Origin of the sequence: Bacillus sp. ChL18 (assembly GCF_026241425.1) — a bacterium.
GTDB lineage: Bacteria > Bacillota > Bacilli > Bacillales > Bacillaceae > Bacillus > Bacillus velezensis.
The window spans coordinates 853,934-880,455 of record NZ_JAPHWE010000002.1; the positions used below are offsets into that span (position 1 = coordinate 853,934).

At 46.4% G+C, this 26,522-nt stretch carries 31 protein-coding genes, 1 pseudogene and 1 riboswitch; of the genes and pseudogenes, 24 read left to right on the forward strand and 8 right to left on the reverse strand.

The genetic code is table 11. The features are described from left to right. Nucleotides 1-100: 100 nt before the first annotated feature. Nucleotides 101-1,141 carry a ketopantoate reductase family protein gene (locus tag OQ477_RS15305; protein WP_265973059.1) on the reverse strand — a complete coding sequence of 347 codons (1,041 nt, stop codon included), beginning with the start codon at nucleotides 1,139-1,141 and terminating at the stop codon, nucleotides 101-103. Nucleotides 1,142-1,154: 13 nt separating this feature from the next. Then, entirely contained in the window at nucleotides 1,155-1,901 is a 747-nt protein-coding gene (locus OQ477_RS15310; protein WP_007613633.1) for an acetoacetate decarboxylase, read from the reverse strand. Nucleotides 1,902-2,041: 140 nt separating this feature from the next. Here OQ477_RS15310 and OQ477_RS15315 point away from each other — a divergent pair, with 140 nt between their 5' ends. Further along, the gene (locus OQ477_RS15315) at nucleotides 2,042-2,929 is read left to right on the forward strand and encodes a LysR family transcriptional regulator (RefSeq protein WP_265973062.1); all 888 of its coding nucleotides are present in this window, start codon (nucleotides 2,042-2,044) and stop codon (nucleotides 2,927-2,929) included. Nucleotides 2,930-3,261: 332 nt separating this feature from the next. Beyond that, nucleotides 3,262-3,363: pseudogene (locus tag OQ477_RS15320) on the forward strand (DUF2573 family protein); the annotation flags it as partial. Between the two features lie 13 nt (nucleotides 3,364-3,376). Here OQ477_RS15320 and OQ477_RS15325 read toward each other — a convergent pair. After that, nucleotides 3,377-4,252, reverse strand: coding sequence for a LysR family transcriptional regulator (locus OQ477_RS15325; RefSeq protein ID WP_032876621.1), 876 nt, complete (start codon nucleotides 4,250-4,252; stop codon nucleotides 3,377-3,379). A 132-nt stretch (nucleotides 4,253-4,384) separates the two neighbouring features. Here OQ477_RS15325 and OQ477_RS15330 point away from each other — a divergent pair, with 132 nt between their 5' ends. Beyond that, nucleotides 4,385-5,125, forward strand: coding sequence for an SDR family NAD(P)-dependent oxidoreductase (locus OQ477_RS15330; RefSeq protein ID WP_039253936.1), 741 nt, complete (start codon nucleotides 4,385-4,387; stop codon nucleotides 5,123-5,125). Between the two features lie 17 nt (nucleotides 5,126-5,142). After that, nucleotides 5,143-5,523, forward strand: a complete 381-nt coding sequence (locus tag OQ477_RS15335) for a tautomerase family protein (protein WP_031378375.1) — start codon at nucleotides 5,143-5,145, stop codon at nucleotides 5,521-5,523. Between the two features lie 34 nt (nucleotides 5,524-5,557). Here the strand turns inward: OQ477_RS15335 and OQ477_RS15340 are convergent, their stop codons facing one another. From OQ477_RS15340 to OQ477_RS15355, 4 genes are all read right to left on the reverse strand, one after another. Next, complete coding sequence (locus OQ477_RS15340) at nucleotides 5,558-7,153, reverse strand: MDR family MFS transporter (RefSeq protein ID WP_007410079.1); 1,596 nt, start codon at nucleotides 7,151-7,153, stop codon at nucleotides 5,558-5,560. A 20-nt stretch (nucleotides 7,154-7,173) separates the two neighbouring features. After that, the gene (locus OQ477_RS15345; protein WP_032876626.1) at nucleotides 7,174-7,635 is read right to left on the reverse strand and encodes a MarR family winged helix-turn-helix transcriptional regulator; all 462 of its coding nucleotides are present in this window, start codon (nucleotides 7,633-7,635) and stop codon (nucleotides 7,174-7,176) included. A gap of 138 nt (nucleotides 7,636-7,773) precedes the next feature. Continuing rightward, on the reverse strand, nucleotides 7,774-8,106 hold the full coding sequence (locus tag OQ477_RS15350; RefSeq protein ID WP_003151830.1) for a spore coat protein: 333 nt from the start codon (nucleotides 8,104-8,106) through the stop codon (nucleotides 7,774-7,776). A gap of 11 nt (nucleotides 8,107-8,117) precedes the next feature. Next, nucleotides 8,118-8,375 carry a hypothetical protein gene (locus OQ477_RS15355; RefSeq protein WP_012118389.1) on the reverse strand — a complete coding sequence of 86 codons (258 nt, stop codon included), beginning with the start codon at nucleotides 8,373-8,375 and terminating at the stop codon, nucleotides 8,118-8,120. Between the two features lie 88 nt (nucleotides 8,376-8,463). Between OQ477_RS15355 and OQ477_RS15360 the strand changes: the two genes are divergently transcribed. Then, entirely contained in the window at nucleotides 8,464-9,372 is a 909-nt protein-coding gene (locus OQ477_RS15360) for a proline dehydrogenase family protein (protein ID WP_144664277.1), read from the forward strand. A 29-nt stretch (nucleotides 9,373-9,401) separates the two neighbouring features. Here OQ477_RS15360 and OQ477_RS15365 read toward each other — a convergent pair whose 3' ends face one another. After that, nucleotides 9,402-9,542 carry a YuzL family protein gene (locus OQ477_RS15365; protein WP_003151836.1) on the reverse strand — a complete coding sequence of 47 codons (141 nt, stop codon included), beginning with the start codon at nucleotides 9,540-9,542 and terminating at the stop codon, nucleotides 9,402-9,404. Nucleotides 9,543-9,732: 190 nt separating this feature from the next. On the opposite strand from OQ477_RS15365, the gene OQ477_RS15370 reads away from it, so the two are divergent. The 19 genes from OQ477_RS15370 to sufB all read left to right on the forward strand — a co-directional run bounded on the left by OQ477_RS15370 (nucleotide 9,733) and on the right by sufB (nucleotide 26,516). Continuing rightward, on the forward strand, nucleotides 9,733-12,102 hold the full coding sequence (locus tag OQ477_RS15370; RefSeq protein WP_265973065.1) for a 3-hydroxyacyl-CoA dehydrogenase/enoyl-CoA hydratase family protein: 2,370 nt from the start codon (nucleotides 9,733-9,735) through the stop codon (nucleotides 12,100-12,102). A gap of 10 nt (nucleotides 12,103-12,112) precedes the next feature. Further along, nucleotides 12,113-13,288: an acetyl-CoA C-acetyltransferase gene (locus tag OQ477_RS15375; protein ID WP_265973066.1), complete on the forward strand. Its 1,176-nt coding sequence runs from the start codon at nucleotides 12,113-12,115 to the stop codon at nucleotides 13,286-13,288. Between the two features lie 19 nt (nucleotides 13,289-13,307). Beyond that, nucleotides 13,308-15,092, forward strand: coding sequence for an acyl-CoA dehydrogenase family protein (locus OQ477_RS15380; protein ID WP_007613612.1), 1,785 nt, complete (start codon nucleotides 13,308-13,310; stop codon nucleotides 15,090-15,092). A gap of 113 nt (nucleotides 15,093-15,205) precedes the next feature. Then, nucleotides 15,206-15,562 carry an arsenate reductase family protein gene (locus tag OQ477_RS15385; RefSeq protein WP_265973069.1) on the forward strand — a complete coding sequence of 119 codons (357 nt, stop codon included), beginning with the start codon at nucleotides 15,206-15,208 and terminating at the stop codon, nucleotides 15,560-15,562. Nucleotides 15,563-15,621: 59 nt separating this feature from the next. After that, nucleotides 15,622-16,005: a glycine cleavage system protein GcvH gene (gene gcvH, locus OQ477_RS15390; RefSeq protein WP_003151844.1), complete on the forward strand. Its 384-nt coding sequence runs from the start codon at nucleotides 15,622-15,624 to the stop codon at nucleotides 16,003-16,005. Between the two features lie 54 nt (nucleotides 16,006-16,059). Further along, nucleotides 16,060-16,296 carry a YusG family protein gene (locus tag OQ477_RS15395; protein ID WP_003151845.1) on the forward strand — a complete coding sequence of 79 codons (237 nt, stop codon included), beginning with the start codon at nucleotides 16,060-16,062 and terminating at the stop codon, nucleotides 16,294-16,296. A 69-nt stretch (nucleotides 16,297-16,365) separates the two neighbouring features. Further along, nucleotides 16,366-16,731 (forward strand): toprim domain-containing protein, encoded by a 366-nt coding sequence (locus OQ477_RS15400; protein WP_022553744.1) that lies wholly within the window; start codon nucleotides 16,366-16,368, stop codon nucleotides 16,729-16,731. 2 nt (nucleotides 16,732-16,733) lie between these two features. After that, nucleotides 16,734-17,054 (forward strand): thioredoxin family protein, encoded by a 321-nt coding sequence (locus OQ477_RS15405; RefSeq protein ID WP_003151847.1) that lies wholly within the window; start codon nucleotides 16,734-16,736, stop codon nucleotides 17,052-17,054. Nucleotides 17,055-17,150: 96 nt separating this feature from the next. Beyond that, nucleotides 17,151-17,501, forward strand: coding sequence for an SCP2 sterol-binding domain-containing protein (locus tag OQ477_RS15410; protein WP_007410085.1), 351 nt, complete (start codon nucleotides 17,151-17,153; stop codon nucleotides 17,499-17,501). Nucleotides 17,502-17,611: 110 nt separating this feature from the next. Further along, nucleotides 17,612-17,718, forward strand: a riboswitch (SAM riboswitch). Nucleotides 17,719-17,823: 105 nt separating this feature from the next. Further along, nucleotides 17,824-18,849 carry a methionine ABC transporter ATP-binding protein MetN gene (gene metN / locus OQ477_RS15415; RefSeq protein WP_174737189.1) on the forward strand — a complete coding sequence of 342 codons (1,026 nt, stop codon included), beginning with the start codon at nucleotides 17,824-17,826 and terminating at the stop codon, nucleotides 18,847-18,849. Continuing rightward, the gene (locus OQ477_RS15420; protein ID WP_003151851.1) at nucleotides 18,842-19,510 is read left to right on the forward strand and encodes a methionine ABC transporter permease; all 669 of its coding nucleotides are present in this window, start codon (nucleotides 18,842-18,844) and stop codon (nucleotides 19,508-19,510) included. Before metN ends, OQ477_RS15420 begins: the two co-directional genes overlap by 8 nt. A 13-nt stretch (nucleotides 19,511-19,523) precedes the next feature. Next, on the forward strand, nucleotides 19,524-20,339 hold the full coding sequence (gene metQ / locus OQ477_RS15425; RefSeq protein WP_032876641.1) for a methionine ABC transporter substrate-binding lipoprotein MetQ: 816 nt from the start codon (nucleotides 19,524-19,526) through the stop codon (nucleotides 20,337-20,339). 92 nt (nucleotides 20,340-20,431) lie between these two features. Beyond that, entirely contained in the window at nucleotides 20,432-20,809 is a 378-nt protein-coding gene (locus OQ477_RS15430) for a carboxymuconolactone decarboxylase family protein (RefSeq protein ID WP_029973602.1), read from the forward strand. Between the two features lie 192 nt (nucleotides 20,810-21,001). Further along, nucleotides 21,002-21,154, forward strand: a complete 153-nt coding sequence (locus OQ477_RS15435) for a hypothetical protein (protein ID WP_265973073.1) — start codon at nucleotides 21,002-21,004, stop codon at nucleotides 21,152-21,154. A gap of 175 nt (nucleotides 21,155-21,329) precedes the next feature. Beyond that, nucleotides 21,330-22,115: a Fe-S cluster assembly ATPase SufC gene (gene sufC, locus OQ477_RS15440; RefSeq protein ID WP_003327022.1), complete on the forward strand. Its 786-nt coding sequence runs from the start codon at nucleotides 21,330-21,332 to the stop codon at nucleotides 22,113-22,115. A gap of 17 nt (nucleotides 22,116-22,132) precedes the next feature. Next, complete coding sequence (gene sufD / locus OQ477_RS15445) at nucleotides 22,133-23,446, forward strand: Fe-S cluster assembly protein SufD (RefSeq protein WP_007613603.1); 1,314 nt, start codon at nucleotides 22,133-22,135, stop codon at nucleotides 23,444-23,446. Further along, entirely contained in the window at nucleotides 23,446-24,666 is a 1,221-nt protein-coding gene (gene sufS, locus OQ477_RS15450; RefSeq protein ID WP_265973083.1) for a cysteine desulfurase SufS, read from the forward strand. Before sufD ends, sufS begins: the two co-directional genes overlap by 1 nt. Beyond that, nucleotides 24,656-25,099 (forward strand): Fe-S cluster assembly sulfur transfer protein SufU, encoded by a 444-nt coding sequence (sufU, locus tag OQ477_RS15455; RefSeq protein WP_003151877.1) that lies wholly within the window; start codon nucleotides 24,656-24,658, stop codon nucleotides 25,097-25,099. Before sufS ends, sufU begins: the two co-directional genes overlap by 11 nt. A 19-nt stretch (nucleotides 25,100-25,118) precedes the next feature. Beyond that, the gene (gene sufB / locus OQ477_RS15460; protein ID WP_007410090.1) at nucleotides 25,119-26,516 is read left to right on the forward strand and encodes a Fe-S cluster assembly protein SufB; all 1,398 of its coding nucleotides are present in this window, start codon (nucleotides 25,119-25,121) and stop codon (nucleotides 26,514-26,516) included. Nucleotides 26,517-26,522: the final 6 nt, after the last annotated feature.

Here is a 26,522-nt window from a genome sequence, read left to right on the forward strand (position 1 = left end):
AATGTAACTAATGCACCCGTTTGTTTACGTATATTTCTTCCGCTTGCTGAACCAAGAAAAAAGGACCGCCGCAGCAATCCCTTTCTCTCTTTCCTATATATCACATTTCCTTTCGGCTACGTAATAACTCTTCAAATGCTTTTATATTTGTATCAAAATTGGGCACTGTTTGGGATTCCTCGGCACATTTGACTTGTGCCACAACCAAATCATGAAAAGGTGTTGAAATGCCAGTACCTTCTGCCATTTTGGGAATAACTCCATTAATATAATCAATTTCAGTTTTGCGTTTTTTCTCAAGATCCTGGAGCATACTTGCTCTTAAAAGCCTGGATGGTTCCATGGCTGCCCTAAATGTTTGGATCCGTTCAGGAATCTCATTTTCACTTCTTAATTCCAAAGATTCTAAATCAAGGCCGCCCATTTTCGCAAATTTGACACCATTGGCGTGTCCAACCTTAATCGTCTCATCTGCGATATGAACTGCGCTGACAATGCCGATTTCATGGTCAAGAATATCACCGTATTCTCCGTTTAATGCTGCCGATAAACCACTGAATGCATTATTGATAAGTAATTTTGACCACTTCGTTCCAACTAAATTATCGGAAATATGTGTTCCGCCGATAAGGTCTAAAACCGATTTAATACGCAGGATTCTTTCTGTTGTTTCACCATGTAATTCTCCAATTTGAAAAGCGTACTCTTTAAATTGAGTATACTCAGTTGTAAGTCTGGATACGCCCGGCTCAATAAACGTAGCACCAAATTCAACAGAACCTGCAATAACACGTTCATCACCAACGATCGAAGCAACTTTCTGTTCAGGTATACCGTTTTGCAAGGAACATACTACACTGTCTTCCTTTAAAAAAGGCAGCAACTCTTTAAGAATGGAGTCATTATATAATTGTTTCGTCAGAAGTAATATTAAATCATACTTGCCTGACTTGTCTTCAGGGGTAATGGCTTTCACCTTTGCTTGAAATTCCGTTGTACCAACTACTTTAGCACCTATTTGATTTAGAGTATCTACATGTTCTTTGTACGAATCAATCAATTCTACATCCATTCCGCCAGCAGACAGATATGCTCCAACTATGGTTCCTAAAGAACCTGCTCCTAAAACTGCAATTCTCATTGTAAACGTCTCCTTATTTTTCCTCTAAGTAGTTATAAACCGGCTGTGCTGCATTTAAGGTTAAATCTGTAAGGATATGAGATGCTGAAACGACTTCTAATACAGGCAAATCTGCAAGAGGTGCCAGAGCATGTTCAAATAATTGAAGCCGCGCCGGTCCAGTCCAGGCACCTTTAACTTCTATATTCGTTATTTGCGTTCGCACCAAATCACAAACCCTTAAATCACCATTGTAATCAGTAGCAATCTTAACCATAAAATTAGGTCGGCAAATTTCCCTTTTCGCTTTTTCCTTGTCCATTTCGAAATGTTTATATCCCATAGTCGCAGTTGCCACACGAAGACTGCCATAATCCAATGTGCCAACAAGAGTATCAGAGTCTATATACAGCTTAGGGGCACCCAATTTCTTTGGATATGCAGTAAGTTCCCGTCCGCTTGCAATAGCCGGGAAATTGTCAACATACATAGAATGTACATAATCTCCTTCTTCACCATTAAAGCTGACAGGGATGACTTGTCCTGCCTCTGTATAGGCACCAAGTCCGGAAACATCGGGCATCCACATCACTTCGAATTTCACTAAAGGTTCAGTAATTTCAAGAGGTTCTGGCACTGCCGCACGTAAAGCTTTTTCATCCGTTCGGTAAATAATATTAAGATATTCCCGGTTAACAAATTTATAGGTTGGCACGGGGTAAGCAGGTGATGTTAAAGGTGTGTTTAAATTTTTAACAATGTTATTCACATCAATTTTCATAGTATGAGACCCCTTTCTTTTTCTTTTTTATGTTTTTTCAATTTAACTATGCTATTATCTTACATTCGCATTTACATTTAATCCAATACATAATAAGGTATATATATATTTATTGAAATAAATGAGGGGGGTGCAGACAGATGGAATTGCTGCAGCTAAAATACTTTCAGACAGTTGCCTATACTGAACATATTTCTAAAGCGGCAGAACAATTAAAGATTGCCCAGCCTTCTTTAAGTCTCACTATAAAAAGACTTGAGAATGAACTGGAAACAACTTTGTTTGAGAGAAAAGGCAGAAATATTAAGCTGAGTTCAGCAGGGAAAATTCTTTTAAAACATGTAAACAGGATTTTTACTGAGATTGAAAATGCACAAACAGAAATTCAATTGGAGGAACATCAAATTTCTGACAAGATAAGAATATCTATTTCCAATCCAAGATTCCTTGCAGGACTGATGAGTGAATATATCAACCGCTCCCCTCAATCAAAAATTCTCCAAGCAATCGGAGTTAAAAGCGAGATCATAACAAGTTTAAAAAAAGGGGACATTGATTTAGGAATAACAGGTCATCCGATTCAAGATGAAGAGATAGAGAGTTGTGTGCTGGTAAATGAAGATATTGTTCTGGCTTTGCCCTCAAACCACCGATTTACGGGTAAAACAGAAATTTCTTTACGCCTTGTCGCCAATGAACCATTTATTACCCTTGCTAATAATGAAGAGTATAGCGGTTTTACAGCCTCGCTTTGTGAGAAAGCTGGTTTCACCCCAAATATTGCGTTTGAGGCAGATTCTCATTTACTGGTCGAGATTTTAAAGCTGGATCAAGGTGTGGCGTTGCTTCCCATTTCAGTTTGCAGAACATTAGGGCTGAATTTTATAAAAGTGACTGATCACTCTGCTTCATATCCAGTCGGCTTATCTTGGATGAGACATAAGCTGTTATCTTCTTCGGTAAGAAATTTTCGTGACTTTATTATGTCGTACTATAAAGATAACTATGAAATGTTTAAAGTTTATTAAAGGATTTCATCATTACTTTTTTGAATTTTTACCCTTTACTCAACTGCACCGTTAGCGGCATAAGAAAAAGGACACCCCTTCTTCAGCTTTTGATGTTTTCTTTTTAGGGATGTAATGAGGAGGCTCCTTGTTGCTTACATTCATTTCCCGTTTCACTTGTTGCGGGGTGGGTACTTGCGATTGTTAGTTTAATGCCGGCTTCCTTTGACACGCTGTTAAAAATTAATGTTTTTAGTTGGTTTAAAAGCCTGCTATTAGAGCCGTTTTGCTATACGGATCTCATGAATTTTTTTCAATTGTTCTTTTCGATCATAATTAGATATTTGCTGAACGTAAAGCATTGGAACGAATCCTGCCCGGAAGCCAAAGAGGGCATCAAAGCAGCGGTACAGCACATTAAACAGCTCAATGAAGAGCACAGAAAAAAACAATAAAAAGCTTCCGGCATCAAAGAGAGGTGCCGGAAGCTTTTTTTGCTGAAAAGGAATTAATAAAGGCCTGTAATGCACTGCTCATATATGAATCCTTCCGCGTGACGAATTCCGTTTTCATCAGGCTGAAAGATTCGGGAATGGTCCATAACCGAACAGCACCCAGTGCGGCGTGCTGCGTAATTACGCTTCGCGGGAGCAGCGTAATGCCGAGCCCCGCCGTCACTCCCCCGATAATCGCTTCAAGGGTGCCGAATTCCATAATGGCCGGATGCGCCGTTCCAATGGAATGAAGCCACCGCTCTAATGTGTCACGATACGTGCATCCCGTACTGTACACAAGAAGCGGCTTTTTTACCGCTTCTTCTATAGCGGTGACGGCAGCGGGAGTCACGACAACGGCTTCTTCTTCAAAGGCCGGGATGGAGTGCAAATCCGGATGATGAAAGTGACAGCCGATAAATGCGCCGTCCAATTCATAGCGAAGAACTTTATCAGTTACATATTGTGTATGCCCTGTCGTAAGGGACAGCTCCACATCAGGATACCGCTCATAATAAGAGGCTAAAAGTTTCGGCAGCCTGACGGCGGCTGTTGTCTGGGTGGAGCCGATCATAAGCGGTCCGCTCGGCTTGTCTGTTGAAGCGAGCGCCATTTTGGCTTCTTCTATCAGACCGACGACCTGATCTGCATAATGGAGGAGCACCGTACCGCTTGAAGACAGCGTCATCCCGCGGTTATGGCGGAAAAACAGCTCGGTTTTCAAATCTTCTTCCAGCTGGCGGATTCTGGCCGTCACGTTTGACTGCACATAGCCGAGACGCGCAGCCGCCTTTGTAATGGAACCTTCACGGGCCACCATCTGAAAAATCCGCAAATCTCCGCTTTCCATTGTCATCTCTCCCTCTTTGCTATCATTTTTTGTGATATAAAACATCTTTAACAATCATTATACGAAAATGCAGATATCCATTACAATAAACATATCAGCTGATGAACATCGAACGTAAAAGGAGAAGAAGCCATGAATTTACAACATAAAACGGCACTGGTCACAGGCGGCGGTACAGGAATCGGAAGAGCGGCGTGCCTTGCCTTAGCAAAACGGGGAGCGGCAGTCGTCATTAACTATTCACATTCAAAAACGGAAGCGGAACAAACGGCGGAATTCATAATAAAAGCAGGCGGACACGCGATGACCATTCAAGCGGACGTTTCTATAGACAAACAGGCGAGAGACATGGTGAACGAAGCGGCCAGCCGATTCGGAAGCCTCGATTTACTCGTAAATAATGCGAGCATTACCAGACATATCCCGCTTCATGATTTGGAATCTGCAACGAAAGAAGTATGGGATGAATTATTTGCTGTCAATGTAAACGGGATGTTTCATTGCGCCAGAGCGGCAGCGCCTCATATGAAAAAGCAAAAGTCAGGTGCTATTGTGAATGTCGGGAGCATCGCCGGCCTGACGGGAGCGGGTTCTTCCCTTCCGTATGCCGTTTCCAAAGCGGCGGTGCATGGCCTGACAAAATCATTGGCCCATGCGCTGGCGCCGGACATCCGTGTATGCTGTGTCGCGCCCGGAGCCGTTGCAACAAGATGGTGGACGGGGCGGGAAGAGACGATGTACCGGCTTGCCGGAAGCCTTCCGCTGGAACGGATCGCCGCTCCGGAAGATATCGGAGAACTGATTTGCTCTGTGCTGGAGCAGGAATCACTGACGGGACAAATCATAACAGCCGATTGCGGCCAGACGATGTGACGAAAGGAGAGAGAAATGTGCCGTTTGTACAGATCCATTTACAGAAAGGAAAAAGCGGACTTTGGCTCAAAAAAATGAGCACCGTTATTCACACCGCCATGACGGAGATGATTGATGTTCCGCATGATGACTATTTTCAAGTGGTGCATCAGCACGAAAAAGGGGAGTTTTTCTATGATCCGTCATATCTTCAAGTCGAGCGGAGCGATGAACTGATGTTTATCCGCTTTACTTTGAAAAACTCCAGAACAACTCATCAGAAACAAGCATTCTATCAGCATTTGGCTGACCGGCTGCACGAAAAGCTGGGCGTCAGAAAAGAAGATGTGTTTATCGTCCTCTCAGGCAATGCGGCGGAAGACTGGTCATTCGGAAACGGGGAGGCCCAGATGATATAAAAAAATCCCGCGGCATCCGCGGGATTTTTCTTTGTTAAACGGCTTTCGCCTTTTCTTCTTGTTTGCCTGTCTTTTTGTTTGTCAGTTTAATTGATTTAACAAACAGCGTGAGGATCAATCCGGCAGCGATAAAGGCCAGGCCTGTGAAAAACACGCTGTGAAGCGAATCCATCAGTGACGTTTTCAAAACCGGCACGATATGGGAAGAAAATGCGGCCGGAATCTGCTTAATCGATTCCTGGCTGAACAAGGATTGAAGCAGCCCTTCAGGATTCTTGTCAATCATACCTTTAAACTGGGCAGCAAAGGCACTTGCCTGTTTCGGCAGTGAGTCTAAGTAAGGCACCAGTCTGTCGGTTAAAAGGCTTCCTGATCTGGCATTCATGACAGCGCCGAGCACCGTAATGCCGAACGTTCCCCCGATCATCCGGAAAAATTGGCTTGAAGAGGTCACAACACCCAGCTCTTCTTTTGAAAACGTTTCTTGCAGAGCGAGCGTGAGAAGCGGCATGACGAGCCCCATTCCCAGACCGATCACGGCCATATAGCATGTAGCCGCGAGCTTGCTTGTATCCAGCTGCAAAGTCGTTAATAAGAAGAAGCCGACGGCCATGATCAGCATGCCGATCATAATTTGCGGTTTAATACCGATCTTATAAACCAGCTGGCCTCCGATAATACTTGTGATAATCATAGATACCATCATCGGCGTCATAATCGTGCCGGACGCGGTGGCGCTGACTCCGATAATTCCCTGCATAAAGAAAGGAACAAACGTGACGGCGCCGAACATGCCGATACTCATGAAAAAGCCGATCAGATTCAGTACGGTAAACGTTCTGTTTTTAAACAGGTACATCGGCAGAATCGGTTCTTTTGCTTTGATTTCAGCGAAAATGAATCCGACAATCCCGGCAAGTGCAAGCGCAAAGAGACCGAGAATCTGCCAAGAGCCCCATGCGTAATCCTTTCCTCCGAAGCTGAGCGCGAGGAGGAGGCTGACGATTCCGACGATCATTGTGAAAATGCCGGCGATGTCAAAGTTAATCGGCCCGGTCTGTTTTCTGCCTTGAAGTCCTCTTGCGATAAAGATCACGGCTAAAATTCCGACAGGCAGGTTGATATAGAAAACCCATTTCCAATTTAATGAGTCAACAATCCATCCTCCGATTTGCGGGCCGATCACGGAAGCAAGCCCGTAAATCGCCCCGAAAAGCCCTTGGAACTTGGCACGCTGTTTCCCTGTGAACAAATCCCCGATGACGATCATAGCCATCGGCATCATGACACCGCCGCCGATTCCCTGAAGTCCGCGGAAAATAATCAGTTCCGTCATGTTGCTGGCCATTCCGCACAGTGCGGAAGCTCCCATAAAAATCAATAAACCTGACACATAGACGACGCGGCGCCCCAATAAATCTGCAAGTTTCCCCGCAATCGGAACGATCGTCGTCGAAGTTAAAAGATATGCTGTGGTCAGCCACGTCATCATGCTTAATCCCCCGAGGTCACCCACGATTTTAGGAATCGCCGTTCCTACGATGGTGCCGTCAAGGGCTGAGAAAAACATGGCGATGATTAAGCCGGTTATTAATAATGTGCGTTTTGGATCTTTCTTTTCAATGCTCATGTTTCGGCAGCTCCTCTTTTCTATTCGTTTTCTTTTTGATCAGCCGCGTATTTCTCGGCTGCTTCAGCTACTTTACGGATGATGTTCACGGACTGAATCAGTTCATCGTCAGTCAGAACGGACAGGTTTCGCGCCAGTATCGCTTTCCGTCCTTCCACAACTTCTTCGAATTTTGTTTCGCCTTTTTTGGTGAGGCTGATGTCGATGACGCGTCTGTCCTGCTGGTTATGTTTGCGGACGATAAGTCCTTTTTGTTCGAGGCGGTCGGCCATCAGCGTCACTGCGCTCGGTTTTACCTCCATGCGTTCCGCAATTTCGGAAACTTTGCAGCTCCCGTATTTTTTCAGGCTGGCTAAAACAAATAATTGGGCAGGCGTCACCTCGTGTTTTGCCATGCTTTCCACCATTTCAGGCTGTATGTTTTGCAGCAGCGTCTGAAGAGATTTCTGGATGTCAGACACATATTGATCCGCGTTTTTCATAACTCCTCCTCATCTTGTTCCTTGAGAAAATAATTAACATTAGTTAAATATAAATAAGGATTAATGATAAGTCAATCTTTTTGTGCAAAAATAAAAAAAGGATTGATGCTTGGCGAAAACATCAAATCCTTCTTCGTTTTACTGCTGGTAGGGAGACTGCTGCTGAATAGTCTGCCGGAACTTCTGATACGATTGCTGAAGCTTTTGGGTATCGGCTGCTTCAATGGAATACCAGCCATTTTGAAACATCACATCGTATAATCTTCTTTGCGCTTTTTGTGACTCATCGAAAATCGCCTGAATATCTTGATAAAGAGACTCGTGGCTGAACTCGTGCAGGGCTGTGCAATATGAAGCCGTGATGTATTTTTCCGTCGTCAGCAGCTCATTCACCAAGTCTCTGTCATTCATTTGCGCCGTATTGGGCACGGGCGTTTGCGGATTCGTGATTTTTTGATTTTGCTGTTCCATGTATTGTCCTCCTATTGCATATAGCCTGTTGTTGTCTGTCCGCCTTGATCGGGGTTCAAGCGGCCCAATATGTGCTGATAATGTTTCTGATGCATCCGGCCGATTTGATCAAGCTCTTGTTTTAACGTCTGATTCTGGCAGTGTTCCGCCATAAAATGCGCTTTTTTCATGGCAAGCAGATTCCAGTTCAGCATGTCCTCAAGATACAAATGGTCTTTCGTTGAGATGACGGCAGGCGGCAAGTTTCCGTTCTGCTCTTGGTTGTTCATATAAACGCCTCCTTCAATTCTGTCCTTTTTAGCTTTCTCTGCGATCGGAAATTCATACACGAATAAAAGAAAAGGAGGGAGTTCATCTTTGCTGCGGAGCATATGTTTATTTTTGTCGAAAAATAAAATGCTTACAAAATTCGCCCAGGCTTACGGAATCCGCTTCGGCGCGGGAAGGTTCGTTGCAGGGGAAACACTCACGGAAGCTGTGAAAACGGTAAAGCGGCTGAACCAAAAAGGGCTGTCGGCTTCGATTGATTATCTAGGTGAATATGCGGGGTCAGAGAAGGATGCGAAAAGGACGGCGGAAGAATGTAAAAAAGCAATCAGGGCGATTGCCGAGAATCAACTGGATTGTGAGCTGTCGCTGAAATTAACATCCATCGGTCTGGATATTTCCGAGAAACTCGCGGAACAGCATGTCAGAGACATATTGACGGAGGCAAAAGAACGCGGCGTGCCTGTAACGATTGATATGGAGGACTATTCAAGATGCGGCCGTACGCTTGAGCTGTATAAGCGGTGCAAGCCGGATTTTCCGATGCTCGGCACCGTCATTCAGGCTTATTTGTACCGCGCAGCTGAAGACATCAGCGGTCTGATGCCATACAAGCCGCGGCTCAGGCTTGTAAAAGGCGCTTATAAAGAATCGGCGGCCGTTGCATTCCCTGATAAAAAAGCAACCGATCTTCATTTTCAGCAGCTGATTAAGCTGCAGCTTTTGAGCGGCCATGAAACGGCGGTGGCGACACATGATGATGACATTATTTCTTATACGAAAACACTCATCAGCGAACATCAGATTCCCCGGGAGCAGTTTGAATTCCAAATGCTGTACGGCATCAGAACGGAGCGCCAGAAGGAGCTTGCTGAAGAAGGATACAGGATGAGGGTGTATGTCCCGTATGGAACCGATTGGTACGGGTACCTGATGAGAAGAATTGCCGAGCGCCCGGCAAACGCGGCATTTGTGCTGAAAGGGATCTTCAAAAAATAACGGCTGCTCCAAAAAGCAGCCGCAGCATGTTATTCCATGTTGTCTTTTTTATATTGCTGATTTTGGCTCGTCCGTTTGCCGCCGCCGTATTTTTGCTTCGGTCCCGCATTTCCTTTCATGCTGGCCGCGCTCACTGCGGCAGAAGACGGATCTTTTCTCCCTCGCACCATTCCCTTCACCTCCGGGTTTAAGTTTCCCGCCCGCACCATGGAACATGCGGAAGCCGAAAAATTTAAAAAAATTCCATATTTGCTATTGAAGTCATCCTGAAAATCTTTTAAGATGAAAGAAGAAAAGGGTTTCATTTTTTTTGCCGAAAAAATGAATGACTATTCATTCAAAGTTCAAGGGGGATGACTCATGCACAAGTTTATAAAGAAAGCAGCCGTTCTCGGATCAGGCGTTATGGGGTCCGGAATTGCCGCGCACTTGGCTAACATCGGAATTCCCGTCCTGCTGCTTGATATTGTGCCAAACGAGCTGACAAAGGATGAGATGAAAAAAGGGCTTACATTAGAAAGCCCGGAGGTCCGCAGCAGACTGAGCCGATCGGCCATGCAAAAGCTGCTGAAGCAAAAACCGGCGCCGCTGACTTCGGCTGCCAATCTCGACTATATAACGGCGGGGAATTTGGAAGATGACGCAGCTCAATTGAAGGATGCTGATTGGATTATTGAAGTCGTCGTCGAAAATCTTGACGTAAAAAAACAGATTTTCTCACTCGTTGATGAATACCGGAAACCGGGAAGCATCGTGTCGAGCAATACGTCCGGTATCTCCGTCACAAAAATGGCGGAAGGCCGATCTGCCGATTTTAAAGCTCATTTCTTAGGAACCCATTTCTTTAATCCGGCCCGCTACTTAAAGCTTCTGGAAATCATTCCGATTCAGGAAACAGATCCTGACGTACTGGAGTTTATGACTTCATTTGCAGAAAACACGCTCGGGAAAGGTGTCGTCATCGCAAAAGACACGCCTAATTTTATCGCCAACCGCATCGGTACGTACGGCCTGCTGGTCACGGTAAGAGAAATGCTTTCTTCCGGCTGCCGCATCGGCGAGGTGGACACGGTGACCGGGCCTTTGATCGGCAGACCGAAAAGCGCGACCTTCAGAACCCTTGACGTTGTGGGGCTTGATACTTTCGCCCATGTGGCAAAAAATGTGTATGATAAAGCCGACGGCGCTGAAAAAGACATGTTTAAGCTTCCTGAATTTATGAATGACATGCTGAAAAACAATTGGCTGGGCAGCAAATCAGGCCAAGGTTTTTACAAAAAAGAAGGTAAAACAATATATGAACTCGATCCGCTGACCATGACATACGGTGAGCGTTCGAAAATGAAGACGCCCGCGTTAGAAGCCGCCAAACAGGCAAAGGGTGCCAAAGGCAAAATGAAAGCGCTTGTATATTCCGATGACCGCGCCGGACGCCTGCTTTGGAATATCACATCGCAAACACTTTTATACTCAGCCCGGCTTTTAGGTGAGATCGCTGATGATATCAAAGCAATTGATGACGCCATGAAATGGGGCTTCGGATGGGAGCTCGGCCCGTTTGAGATGTGGGATGCCATCGGCGTCAGAAAATCAGCGGAGCGGCTCGAAGAAGAAGGCGCAGCACTCCCCGGCTGGGTGAAAGAAATGCTTGATCAGGGCCATGAAACATTTTATATGAAGGAAAACGGAACACCATTTTACTATTCAGACGGCCAATACAGGGCCGTGAAAGAAAATCCGAAACGGATCAGCCTGCAAGCGTTAAAAGAAACAAAAGGCGTGATCAGTAAAAACAGCGGCGCAAGTCTGATTGATCTCGGCGATGATGTCGCGCTGCTGGAATTTCATACGAAAAGCAACGCGATCGGCTTAGACATTATTCAGATGATTGACAATGCGCTTGAGGAAACGGAGCGGAATTTTAAAGGACTTGTCATCGGAAACCAAGGCAGACATTTCTGCGCGGGAGCAAACCTTGCGATGATTTTGATGGAAGCTCAGGATGATAACTTCATGGAAGTCGATTTTGTCATCCGCCGTTTTCAGCAGACGATGCTGAACATCAAATACAGCGCTAAACCCGTTGTCGCGGCGCCATTCGGGATGACACTCGGCGGCGGAACGGAAGTCTGTCTCCCGGCGGCACGCGTTCAGGCGGCGAGCGAATCGTATATGGGTCTCGTTGAAACCGGCGTCGGCCTTATTCCGGGCGGCGGAGGAAACAAAGAGCTGTACATGAATTATTTGGACGGCGGAAGTGAACTGATGGACGCGGCCATCAAAACCTTCGAAACAATCGCGCTTGCCAAAGTGTCCGGTTCGGCACACGAAGCCCGTGATATGAAGATTTTGTCCGCGGCAGACCGTATCAGCATGAATCAGGATCACTTGCTGCACGATGCGAAACAGCTGGCTGCTTCCTTATATGACAGCGGATACCGCCCGCCTGCCCGCAAAAAAGTGAAAGTCACCGGAGAAACCGGCTGTGCGGCGTTACTGCTCGGAGCAGACCAAATGAGACGGTCGGGTTATTTATCTGATCACGATATGAAGATTGCAAAGAAGCTGGCCCATGTCATTGCCGGCGGAAGAGTCCCGTTCGGCACGGAGGTTTCAGAAGAATATTTACTCGAGGTTGAAAGAGAAGCCTTTTTAAGCCTCGCTGGCGAGGCGAAATCTCAAGCGAGAATGCAGCATATGCTCGTCAAAGGCAAACCTTTACGGAACTAGGAGGGTGTTTATGAGAGAAGCAGTCATTGTGGCCGGTGCGAGAACCCCGGTCGGAAAAGCGAAAAAAGGATCGCTTGCAGCCGTTCGTCCTGATGATTTAGGCGCGCTTTGTGTAAAAGAAACGCTGAAACGGGCAGGCGGCTATGAAGGAAATATCGATGACTTAATTATCGGCTGTGCAACACCTGAAGCCGAACAAGGATTAAATATGGCGCGGAATATCGGTGCGCTGGCGGGGCTTCCTCATACGGTGCCGGCCATTACGGTGAACCGCTACTGCTCTTCCGGTCTCCAATCCATCGCTTACGGTGCTGAAAAAATCATGATCGGCGCGGGTGACACCGTCATTGCGGGCGGTGCGGAATCCATGTCGCAAGTTCCGATGATGGGGCATGTGACCCGCCCGAATATCGCTTTGGCTGAGCATGCGCCTGAGTATTACATGAGCATGGGGCACACAGCGGAGCAGGTCGCCGAAACGTACGGCGTATCCAGAGAAGCCCAGGATGCATTTGCCGTCCGCAGCCATCAGAATGCCGCTAAAGCCCTTAAAGAAGGCAAATTCAATGACGAAATCGTGCCGGTTGAAGTATCGCTGACAGAAGTCGGTGATGACCATAAGCCGCGGAAAAAACAATTTACCTTTTCTCAAGATGAAGGCGTTCGTCCCGGCACATCGGCTGACGTCTTGGCGAAGCTCCGTCCGGCTTTTTCTAAAACGGGAACCGTGACGGCCGGGAACTCTTCACAAACAAGTGACGGCGCGGCGGCTGTCATGCTGATGGATCGCGAAAAAGCATCGTCGCTCGGATTGGCGCCGCTTGTCAAATTCCGTTCCTTTGCCGTAGGCGGCGTTCCGCCTGAGGTAATGGGGATAGGTCCGATTGAAGCTATTCCGCGGGCGCTCAAGCTTGCCGGACTCGAATTACAGGATATCGGGCTTTTTGAATTGAATGAGGCCTTTGCTTCACAGGCCATTCAAGTCATCAGATCGCTTGGGATAGATGAAGAAAAGGTGAACGTCAACGGAGGCGCCATCGCGCTCGGACATCCGCTCGGATGCACGGGAACGAAGCTGACCCTGTCACTCATTCATGAAATGAAACGGAGAAACGAGCAATTCGGCGTGGTGACGATGTGCATCGGAGGCGGCATGGGCGCTGCCGGCGTATTTGAGCTCATTTAAAACAAGGGGGAAACGAAGCATGAAACAGGAAACGGTCAACGTCAAAAAAGGCGGCAGCTTTCTGATTGAAGAGACGGGATATGATCAAATATTCACCCCGGAGGACTTTACAGACGAACATAAAATGATCGGCAAAACGACAGAAGACTATGTCGTAAACGATGTGCTTCCTTATATCGATGAAATTGAAAACCATCAGTTCGAGCATTCGGTCAGACTGCTGAAAAAAGCCGGAGATCTCGGCCTCCTCGGAGCAGACGTGCCTGAAGAGTACGGCGGAATCGGCCTGGATAAAATCAGTTCAGCCTTCATTACGGAAAAGTTTTCACGTGCCGGCAGCTTTTCGCTGTCTTACGGCGCTCACGTCGGTATCGGCTCATTGCCGATCGTGTTCTTCGGAACGGAAGAACAGAAAAAAACCTATTTGCCGGACTTGGCTTCAGGACAAAGAATCGCGGCATACGCCTTAACTGAGCCCGGTTCAGGTTCAGATGCCCTCGGCGCGAAGACCACGGCTGTTTTGAATGAAGCGGGCACACACTATATTCTTAACGGAGAAAAGCAATGGATTACAAACTCCGCCTTTGCAGATGTCTTTGTCGTCTACGCTAAAGTGGACGGAGATAAATTTTCCGCATTTATCGTAGAAAAGAACTATCCGGGCGTATCAACGGGACCGGAAGAGAAAAAAATGGGGATTAAGGGTTCATCGACAAGAACGCTGATTTTAGATCAGGCGGAAGTCCCGAAAGAAAACCTTCTCGGCGAAATCGGAAAAGGCCATGTCATCGCTTTTAATATCCTGAATATCGGGCGCTACAAGCTTGCCGTCGGCACAATCGGCGCTTCAAAACGGGTGATTGAGCTGTCTGCCGCTTATGCGAACCAGCGCCGGCAATTTAAAACGCCGATCTCAAGCTTCACGCTCACTCAGGAAAAGCTTGCGACGATGTCAGCTCGGCTTTACGCGATGGAGAGCTCTGTATACAGAACAGTGGGCTTATTCGAAGATAATATGAGCAGACTGACGGAAGAGGAGCAAAAAGACGGACGCGAAGTCGCGAAGTCAATCGCCGAGTACGCGATTGAATGCTCGCTCAACAAAATGTGCGGTTCTGAAACGCTTGATTATATTGCCGATGAAGGCGTTCAAATTCACGGCGGTTACGGATTTATGCAGGAATATGAAGTGGAGCGTGCCTATCGCGACTCAAGAATCAACAGAATTTTTGAAGGCACAAATGAAATCAACCGCCTGATCGTAACGAGCACGTTCCTGAAAAAAGCCGTAAAAGGTCAGCTGCCGCTCTTTGAAAAAGCAAAAGCGCTCCAAGAAGAACTCATGATGCTGATGCCTGAAGAGCCGGGCTCAGAACCTCTTGAACAGGAAAAATACATTGTCAGACAGGCGAAAAAGATCGCCCTCTTGACAGCGGGTCTCGCGGCGCAGAAATACGGCAAAGAGATCGAAGGCGAGCAGGAAATCATGGTGAACATTGCCGATATTGTCAGCGCGCTGTACGCTTTGGAATCTGCCGTCCTCAGAACGGAAAAAGCAATTGCGGCGGACGGTGCCGAAAAAGCCGCGCAGAAGCTGTTATATACGGAAATCTTTGCCCAGGAAGCCCTTCAGAACATTGAAGCGCACGCCAAAGAATCACTGATCGCCATGGAGGAAGGAGATTCCCTCCGCATGATGCTTTCCGTGCTGCGCAAACTGACGCGCCTGACGCCGAAAAACCTCATTCAGAAAAAACGTGAAGCGGCAGCCGCCGTCTTCCGTGAAGAAAAATATACGGTCTGATCACATGCTGAAAGCGCTCCTTCATCAGGGGCGCTTTTTCACGAAGCAACGTTATAGGTTTTTACAAGTGATTGTGTTAAAATAACGACGATCATTTACAAGGGGTGAAGAAGATGTCGTTAAATTTTTACTGGTACCCTAAATGCGGAACGTGCCGTAATGTGAAAAAATGGCTGGAAGACCGCGGTAAGGAAATAAACGAAATACATATCGCGGAGGAAACTCCGTCGAAAGAAGAAATTAAAGACCTCTATGAGAAGAGCGGTCTTGAGCTCAAAAAGTTTTTCAACACGAGCGGAATGAAATACCGCGAGCTGAACTTAAAGGAAAAACTGTACCACATGTCAGAGGATGAACAGCTCGAACTCCTGGCATCAGACGGTATGCTCCTGAAACGCCCGATTACGACAGACGGCGAAAAAGTCACTGTCGGCTTTAAAGAAGACCAATTCGAAAAATATTGGATGTAATGCCAGGTTCAAAGAATTATGGTATCTTCTTATTATAAGAAAAAAATGGAGGGATTTAGATGAGCACACCGAAAGATATGCGTTATTCCAAAGAGCACGAATGGGTCAAAGTTGAGGACGGAAAAGCCCGCATCGGGATTACACATTTCGCGCAAGCCGAACTTGGCGACATCGTCTTTGTCGAGCTTCCGGAAGTCGGCGCCGAAATTAAAGCGGACGAGCCATTCGGCAGCGTGGAATCCGTCAAAACCGTTTCCGAACTGTACGCACCGATTAACGGAACGGTGACGGAAGTGAACGAAGACCTTGATGACAGTCCTGAATTCGTAAACGAGTCTCCGTATGAAAAAGCGTGGATGATCGTCGTGGAACCGGCTGATGCTGAAGAAATCGAAAACCTCATGACTTCCGAGCAATATGACGAAATGACACAGGAAGACTGATCGGATAGCAAACGGGCCATTTGGACATTCTATCTGTAACGGGAGGTGTCTAAAATGGCTTTTGATAAACAAAAGGTCGATGTGACGGAGAACGTTACGGGCCGCTTTCAAAACGGCCGGTTTTCCTTGTTTCACGAAAATGAAGCCATCGGCGAGATGACAGGCATGGACCAGTACGAGCTCAAACAGGGCTTTTCATTTGAAAATCAAAAATTTTATAAAACAGCCGATGTCATAAACGGCAGCGATCCGAAATATGTCGATTGCGATTATGAGAATGGCTGGTGTTAACAGTTGGCGGTGAATTTCACTGCCTTCTTTTTCAATCTGACGCTAAAACAATCGGCAGGTGACGCGCTTATGTACAACGGAGATGAAAAGGTCATTATCGTAGAAGGAAAATCTGATAAAATCAAAGTCAGCGAAGTGCTCATCGAACCCGCGGAAATCGTCTGTACAAACGGGACGATCGGCCAAACCGAACTGGAAGATCTGGCGGACCGCCTGTTTGACAGAGACGTCTATATTTTAACAGACGCAGATGACTCCGGAGAAAAATTAAGAAAACAGCTGAAACGGGAGCTTCCCGAAGCGCGCCATATTTATATAGACAGAACATACAGGCAAGTCGAGTCGTGCCCGGGCCATCATCTCGCATCTGTGCTGATCAGAGCCGGCTTTGATGCTGACACTGTATTTTTGAAAAAGAACGACCTGAGGTGGTAATCATGAAAGAACTCCAAGAAAATGAACTCGAATCGATTCAGGATGACGTTTATCTCCTGTATTTGTACACCCCGTTTTGCGGCACATGCCAGCTGGCGTCCAAAATGCTTACTGTCGTCGAAGAAATGCTGCCCGGCGCCGCCTTCTATAAAAACAACGTGAATTATTCCCCTGCATTCGCCAAAGCCTATCAGATTGAAAGCGTTCCGTGCTTTTTGCTGTTTAAAGGCGGAGAGCTTGTTGAGAAAGGATACGCCTTCCGCTCCGTTTCCTATTTATATGAGCTGATTAAACAAAAAACATCGCAAACGTTCCCGATGTGACAATATTTACAGGAAAATGTCGTGCGGTTTATAAAGGGTTCTGTCCGTTAAAAAGAGAAAGTGTATGTATGGCCATTAAAACGGGAGGTTATACGAGTGGAGAAAATAGAAGTTTCAGAGAATGACGGACAGCATCTGTTTTTGAAACCGCTATTAAACGCCTCAACGCTGCTGATTACATTCCAAGGAGAAACAGAAGCCTTAACGGTCTCAATTAACGGACAGGGAGAAATGAGAAAAACGTCGGTTTCAAAGGAAAAATCTAATTTGACCTTTTACGGAAACCAGACGGAAATCATCCATCTCCTGCATGGTGATGTCTCTTTGCAAAAGCTTATCCAAAGCGGAAAACTCAAAGTGAAAGGATCATTCAGAGCTCTGCTGAAGCTGGAGGCCATCCTCTGGCTGACAAACGGATTTTTTCAGGCGATCAGTAAACGGCCGTAACTGCCAATCTACTATGTGACAATAGCTTCCAATATTTATTTTATTGACTTTTTATCATTCGCCGTGCTATTCTACAGTAAGAATTTCCGGACGAAAATACGATATGTTTTCTCTTATCAAGAGAGGTGGAGGGAAGTGCCCTATGAAGCCCGGCAACCATCAACAATGTTGAAATGGTGCCAATTCACTCGAAGCGGTCTGCTTTGAAAGATGAGAGAAAGGCCTTTTTCAATCAGCCTTTCTGCTCATTTATGCAGAAAGGCTTTTCTTTTGCGGAGAAACCCGGAAGATTTCTTAGAATAGTGTAAGGCGGGTGATTGCTTTGATCCATCTTCAAAATGTTTCAAAAATTTACAAAGCGAAGCATGGGGATGTCAATGCTGTCCAAGATGTCACTCTTGATATCAAAAAGGGCGAAATATTTGGAATTATAGGATATAGCGGAGCTGGTAAAAGTTCCTTAATCCGTCTCCTGAACGGCCTTGAAAAGCCGACGTCGGGAACCGTGGAAGTCGCGGGGACGGAATTAAATAAAGTAAGCAGCCGCGGACTGAGAAAAGCGCGCCAGGAAATCAGCATGATCTTCCAGCATTTTAACCTTCTGTGGTCGCGCACCGTCCGGGAGAACATTATGTTCCCGCTGGAAATCGCCGGCGTGAAAAAAAGCGAACGGATCCGCCGCGCTGATGAATTGATTAAACTGGTCGGATTAGAGGGGAAAGAAAAGTCTTATCCGTCGCAGCTGAGCGGCGGTCAAAAGCAGCGTGTCGGCATCGCCCGGGCGCTCGCCAATAATCCGAAAGTCCTTCTGTGCGATGAAGCGACATCAGCGCTTGATCCGCAGACGACCGATTCAATTTTGGATCTTTTATCCGATATAAATGACAGACTCGGTCTGACGATCGTGCTCATTACCCATGAAATGCACGTCATCCGAAAAATCTGCAACAGAGTCGCCGTCATGGAAAACGGGAAAGTCGTTGAAGAAGGCGAAGTACTCCAAGTTTTCAGAAACCCGCGCGAACCGATGACCAAGCGTTTCGTTCAGCAGGTGACAGAACCGGAGGAGACGAAAGAAACCATCCAGCATTTTCTGCAGGAAACAGCGACAGGAAAAACGATTCAGCTTTCATTTGTCGGGCAGGCCGCCGAGCAGCCCCTCATTACGGAAATGATCCGAAACTTTGATGTGGACGTCAATATTCTGCAGGGGAAAATTTCACAGACGAAGGACGGAGCCTACGGTTCTTTATTCATTCATATTGACGGTCAGGAAAAAGAAGTAGAAAACGTGATCCGGTTCATCAAAGACAAACAGGTAGAAGCAGAGGTGATCACAAATGTTTGAAAAATGGTTCCCGAACGTTGATATAACCGAGCTGTGGACGGCCACATACGAGACCCTTTATATGACGGTCATCGCATTAGTTTTTTCATTTATCATCGGAGCGATTCTCGGTCTTCTGCTCTTTTTAACGGGCAAGGGAAGCTTATGGGAAAATAAAATCATTAACACCGTGATCGCGGCGGTCGTTAATATTTTCAGGTCTATTCCGTTTCTTATTTTAATTATTCTGCTTCTCGGCTTTACTAAGATTTTGGTCGGATCGATTTTAGGGCCGAACGCCGCATTGCCGGCGCTGATTATCGGCTCCGCGCCGTTTTACGCCCGTCTTGCGGAAATTGCGCTCCGGGAAGTCGATAAAGGAGTCATCGAAGCTGCCAGATCAATGGGAGCAAAGACATCGACGATTATCTTCAAAGTGCTGATTCCTGAATCAATGCCTGCGTTAATTTCAGGCATCACCGTTACGGCCATCGCCCTGATAGGATCTACCGCCATTGCCGGCGCCATCGGTTCAGGCGGACTCGGAAACCTTGCATATGTAGAAGGCTACCAGTCCAATAATACGGATGTAACGTTTGTAGCGACAGTATTTATACTCATCATCGTCTTTATCATTCAGATTATCGGTGATGTGATTACAAATATAATAGACAAAAGATAAGGGAGGATTTACATTGAAAAAGATTGTATTAAGTGCGCTGCTGCTTGTGTTCGCAGGAGTTTTGGCCGCCTGCGGATCAAACGGCTCAAATAAAAAGGAAATCGTCGTCGCCGCCACAAAAACACCGCATGCTGAAATCTTAAAAGAAGCGGAACCGCTCTTGAAGGAAAAAGGCTACACATTAAAAGTAAAAGTGCTGAACGATTACAAAATGTACAACAAAGCGTTAGCTGATAATGAAGTGGATGCGAACTTCTTCCAGCACGTTCCTTACCTTGAACAGGAAATGAAAGAAAATAAAGATTACAAACTCGTGAATGCCGGAGCCGTTCACCTTGAGCCATTCGGAATTTACACGAAAAAATACAAATCACTGAAAGACCTGCCTAAAGGCGCGACTATCATCATGACTAACAATGTCGCTGAACAAGGCCGTATGCTGGCGATGCTTGAAAAAGCCGGACTGATCACACTTGATCCGAAGGTAAAAACGATTGAAGCCACTACGAAAAACATTACGAAAAACCCGAAAAACCTGACATTCAAAAAGATCGCCCCTGAATTAACGGCGAAAGCATATAATGAAGAAGAAGGCGATGCAGTCTTCATTAACGTCAACTATGCGATTCAAAACAAACTGAATCCGTTAAAAGATGCGATTCAAGTGGAATCAACGAAAAACAACCCGTACGCAAACATCATCGCCGTACGCAAAGGTGACGAAAAATCAGAGAAAATCAAAGCGCTTATGGAAGTGCTTCACTCTAAGAAAATCAAAGACTTTATTGAGAAAAAATACGACGGAGCTGTGCTTCCCGTATCTGAATAAAACGAAAACCCCGGATGAATCATCCGGGGTTTTTTTCGGGTATTAATCGGAGAACTGTCCATAATAAAAAGGAAGGTTAACGATTGGAGGGAATGGCAGTGGCTCAATACCAGGATAACGGAAAAAGCGTGCACGACGCACTGAAACAATATAAAGAAGGTTTAGGTATATTCGAGCAAAAAATGCCGATGATGGGGCGGAAGTTTAATGAATTTACTGAACAGTGTTTCTCAGCGGATTCATTAACTGAAAAAGAGAAACAATTAATCGCTCTGGGCATCAGCATCAGCGCTCAAGATGAATTTTGCATGATTTATCATACGAAGGGCTGCCTTGACCAAGGGGCGACAGAAGAAAACATCCTTGAGGTCATCGGCGTCGCGGCGGCATTCGGGGGCGGCGCGGCTCTCAGTCAGGGAGTGACCCTCGTGCAGCAGTGCATTCAGGAATTCGGACATACGACGCATTAGAAAGAGCAATCGTGTGAATACCGTTTTTCAGATAAAGCGAGCGCCGGTTTCCGGCACATTCGAAAGGATTCAGGGGCACACTCTCTTTGGCCGGAGCAGCGGATCATTGTTACAATAGAAACAAATAGATGAAGGGATTGATTCATTATCTGCACCAGCCATGAGAGACTGGACCTTGACTATACGCCTGAAATGGAAAAAGCGATGCAGAAGGCACACGGCATCGGCTACGAGGAATACGGACGGCGTCTTTCAAAAAGGATGGAAGTCGAACGGCAGAGGGAGCTTGAATATCAAAAAAGCAAGTTCCTCGCAGCGCAGCTTAATGATAAAATCGGTCAGTAAAAAAGGGTGGATTTCCGCCCTTTTTCTGTTTCAAACAGCTTTAATTACGCCTTGATCTTTGATAAACTTTAGGAATGTTCCCGTAATATAAAAAGTTGTATTTACTTTTCATTTGTTATAAAATTAGAATGAGAATAAATTGAGAATAATGATTATATATTTTGGAGGTATAGATATGGCTGCTTCAACATTAACGATCAAGGATCTTCACGTTGAAATCGAAGGAAAAGAGATCTTAAAAGGTGTAAACCTTGAAATAAAAGGCGGCGAATTCCACGCTGTCATGGGGCCGAACGGTACCGGTAAATCCACGCTTTCAGCAGCGATTATGGGACACCCGAAATACGAAGTTACAAAAGGCAGCATCACGCTTGACGGCAAGGATGTACTGGAAATGGAAGTGGACGAGCGCGCTCAGGCGGGTCTTTTCCTTGCGATGCAGTACCCAAGCGAAATCAGCGGTGTGACAAATGCCGATTTCCTTCGCTCTGCGATTAACGCACGCCGTGAAGAAGGCGATGAAATTTCTCTTATGAAATTCATCCGCAAAATGGACGAAAACATGGAGTTCCTTGAAATGGACCCTGAAATGGCGCAGCGTTACCTGAACGAAGGTTTCTCAGGCGGGGAGAAAAAACGCAACGAAATCCTTCAGCTTATGATGATCGAGCCGAAAATCGCCATTCTTGACGAGATCGATTCAGGTCTTGATATCGATGCGCTTAAAGTCGTTTCTAAAGGAATCAACAGAATGCGCAGCGAAAACTTCGGCTGCTTAATGATCACTCACTACCAGCGCCTTCTGAACTACATCACGCCTGATGTCGTTCACGTTATGATGCAGGGACGCGTAGTGAAATCCGGCGGCGCGGAGCTTGCACAGCGCCTTGAAGCGGAAGGTTATGACTGGATTAAACAAGAACTGGGCATTGAAGACGAAACTGTAGGCCAAGAAGCGTAAGCGTTAGGGGGATAATCATGACATTGGAAACGAAACTATCCGTAGATCAGGAATATGTCAAAGGCTTTTCCGAAAAGCATCAAGAACCTGCCTGGCTGAAAAACCTGCGCTTACAGGCTCTTGAAAAAGCTGAAGATCTGCCGCTGCCTAAGCCTGATAAAACAAAAATCACAAATTGGAACTTTACAAAGTTCAACAAGCATACAGTAGAAAATGCGCCGCTTGCTTCTTTAGAAGATTTAGCTGATGAAGCAAAAGCGCTGATCGATATCGAAAACGAAGACAAAACGTTATATGTGCAGCGTGACCAAACGCCCGCTTTCCTTTCTCTTTCTAAAGAACTGAAAGACAAAGGCGTCATCTTTACGGACATCTTAACGGCTGCCCGTGAGCACAGCGACCTCGTTGAGAAGTACTTCATGAAAGACGGCGTTAAGGTCGACGAACATAAACTGACTGCGCTTCATGCAGCATTAATGAACGGCGGGGCATTCCTTTATGTTCCTAAAAACGTTCAGGTAGAGACGCCTGTTCAGGCTGTTTATGTTCATGAAAGCAATGACACGGCATTGTTCAACCACGTGCTGATCGTCGCTGAAGACCACAGCTCCGTCACTTACGTTGAGAACTACATCAGCACGGTGAATCCGAAAGAAGCTGTATTCAACATTATCAGTGAAGTGGTCACAGGTGATAATGCCAGCGTGACGTACGGAGCCGTTGACAACCTGTCAGCAGGCGTCACAACATACGTCAACCGCCGCGGAGCCGCGCGCGGACGCGACAGCAGAATCGAGTGGGCGCTCGGACTGATGAACGACGGCGACACGATTTCTGAAAATACGACAAACCTCTACGGAGACGGCACATACGGCGATACGAAAACCGTAGTTGTCGGAAGAGGAGAACAGACGGAAAACTTTACGACGCAGATCATCCACTTCGGTAAGGCTTCTGAAGGCTATATCCTGAAGCACGGAGTCATGAAAGATGCCGCATCTTCCATTTTTAACGGAATCGGCAAAATCGAGCACGGCGCGTCGAAAGCAAACGCTGAACAGGAATCCCGCGTTCTGATGCTGAGTGAAAAAGCACGCGGAGATGCAAACCCGATTCTTTTAATTGATGAAGACGATGTAACTGCAGGACATGCGGCATCTGTCGGCCGTGTGGACCCGATCCAGCTTTACTACTTAATGAGCCGCGGAATTCCGAAAGAAGAAGCGGAGCGCTTAGTCATTTACGGATTCCTTGCTCCGGTGGTAAAAGAGCTTCCGATTGAAGGAGTTAAGAAACAGCTCGTCTCCGTCATCGAAAGGAAAGTAAAATAATGAATATCACCGATATTCGTGAACAGTTCCCGATCCTTCATCAGCAAGTGAACGGACATGACCTCGTGTACCTTGACAGCGCGGCGACTTCCCAGAAGCCGCGTGCTGTCATTGAAGCAGTGGATCAGTATTACAGCAAATACAATTCCAATGTCCACAGAGGCGTTCATACTCTTGGCACGAGAGCGACAGACGGCTATGAAGGTGCGCGTGAAAAAGTCCGTAAGTTTATCAATGCGAAGTCAATGGCTGAGGTCATTTTCACAAAAGGCACGACAACTTCACTGAATATGGTGGCGCTGAGCTATGCCCGCGCCAGCTTAAAACCCGGTGATGAAGTGGTCATCACCCAAATGGAGCATCATGCGAATATCATTCCGTGGCAGCAGGCAGTAAAAGCAACCGGTGCGACTTTAAAATATATCCCGATGCAGGAAGACGGCACGCTTTCGTTAGACGACGTCCGGCAGACTGTCACAAGCCATACGAAGATCGTGGCAGTCGCTCATGTGTCAAACGTACTCGGCACGATCAACCCGATTAAAGAGATCGCCAAAATCGCTCATGACAATGGCGCGGTCATCGTGGTGGACGGAGCGCAAAGCACACCGCACATGAAAATCGACGTTCAGGACTTGGATTGCGACTTCTTCGCGCTTTCTTCCCATAAAATGTGCGGCCCGACGGGAATCGGCGTGCTGTACGGCAAGAAAGAACTGCTTGAGAATATGGAGCCGGCCGAATTTGGCGGCGAGATGATCGACTTTGTAGGGCTTTATGAATCAACTTGGAAAGAGCTTCCGTGGAAATTTGAAGCAGGCACGCCGATTATCGCAGGCGCGATCGGATTGGGAGCCGCGATTGATTTTCTTGAAGAGATCGGACTCGACGAGATTTCCCGGCATGAGCATCAGCTTGCAGCCTATGCGCTTGACCGTTTCGAGCAGCTAGACGGCGTGACGGTATACGGTCCGAAAGAGCGGGCGGGACTTGTGACATTTAATCTTGATGAGGTTCACCCTCATGATGTCGCGACTGTCCTCGATGCTGAGGGCATTGCGGTCAGAGCCGGCCATCACTGCGCCCAGCCGCTCATGAAATGGCTGGATGTATCTGCTACTGCGAGAGCGAGTTTTTATCTGTATAATACAGAGGAAGAGATCGATAAGCTCGCGGAAGCCCTCCAAAAGACAAAGGAGTACTTTACAAATGTCTTTTAATGCAAATTTAGATACATTATACAGACAAGTGATCATGGATCATTACAAAAATCCGCGCAACAAAGGGGTTTTGGATGACAGCATCGTCGTCGATATGAACAACCCGACTTGCGGCGACCGGATCAGACTGACAATGAAGCTTGACGGCGATACCGTTCAGGAAGCGAAGTTTGAAGGGGAAGGCTGTTCTATCTCCATGGCTTCAGCTTCCATGATGACGCAGGCGATTAAAGGAAAAGATATTGATACCGCCCTTTCCATGTCTAAGATTTTCTCAGACATGATGCAAGGGAAAGAGTATGACGACTCGATAGATCTCGGGGATATTGAAGCTCTTCAAGGCGTTTCGAAATTCCCGGCCCGGATTAAATGTGCCACCCTTTCATGGAAAGCACTTGAAAAAGGAGTCGCTGGCGAAAAAGGCGGCAATTAAAAGATTGGAGTGAAAATGGATGGCTAAAAAAATGCCTGAAATTGGTGAATACAAGTACGGTTTTCACGATAAGGACGTTTCCATTTTCCGTTCAGAGCGCGGATTGACAAAAGAAATCGTAGAAGAAATTTCACGCATGAAAGAAGAGCCTCAATGGATGCTTGATTTCCGCCTGAAATCTCTTGAGCATTTCTACAACATGCCAATGCCGCAGTGGGGCGGGGATTTAAACTCTTTAAACTTTGACGAAATTACGTATTACGTAAAGCCGTCTGAGCGTTCAGAGCGTTCTTGGGATGAAGTGCCTGAGGAAATTAAACAGACATTCGACAAACTCGGTATTCCTGAAGCTGAGCAAAAATACCTTGCCGGTGTTTCTGCACAGTACGAATCCGAAGTTGTTTACCACAATATGAAAGAAGATCTTGAAGAGCAAGGCATCGTCTTCAAAGACACAGACAGCGCGCTGAAAGAAAATGAAGACATTTTCCGCGAGCACTGGGCGAAAGTCATTCCGCCGACTGATAACAAGTTTGCGGCGCTGAACTCAGCTGTTTGGTCCGGCGGATCTTTCATCTACGTGCCTAAAGGCGTGAAGGTTGAAACACCGCTTCAAGCTTACTTCCGCATCAACTCCGAAAACATGGGTCAGTTCGAACGTACGCTGATCATCGTTGACGAAGAAGCAAGCGTTCATTACGTAGAGGGCTGTACGGCTCCTGTGTACACAACAAACTCGCTTCACAGCGCAGTTGTTGAAATCATCGTCAAAAAAGGCGGCTACTGCCGTTATACAACAATTCAAAACTGGGCGAACAACGTTTACAACCTAGTAACGAAACGTACGGTTTGTGAAGAAAACGCGACGATGGAATGGGTTGACGGAAACATCGGTTCTAAATTGACGATGAAATATCCGGCTGTCATTCTGAAAGGTGAAGGCGCGCGCGGCATGACGCTCTCTATCGCTCTTGCGGGCAAAGGGCAGCATCAGGACGCAGGTGCGAAAATGATTCACCTTGCACCGAATACGTCATCCACAATCGTATCAAAATCGATTTCTAAACAAGGCGGAAAAGTAACATACCGCGGTATCGTCCACTTCGGACGAAAAGCGGACGGCGCCCGTTCAAACATCGAGTGTGATACGCTCATTATGGATAACAAATCAACTTCTGATACAATCCCTTACAATGAAATCCTGAACGACAACATTTCATTGGAGCACGAAGCAAAAGTATCAAAAGTTTCTGAAGAACAGCTTTTCTACCTGATGAGCCGCGGTATTTCTGAAGAAGAAGCAACAGAAATGATCGTTATGGGCTTCATCGAGCCATTCACAAAAGAACTTCCGATGGAATACGCAGTTGAAATGAACCGTTTGATTAAGTTCGAAATGGAAGGCTCCATCGGTTAATAGTAA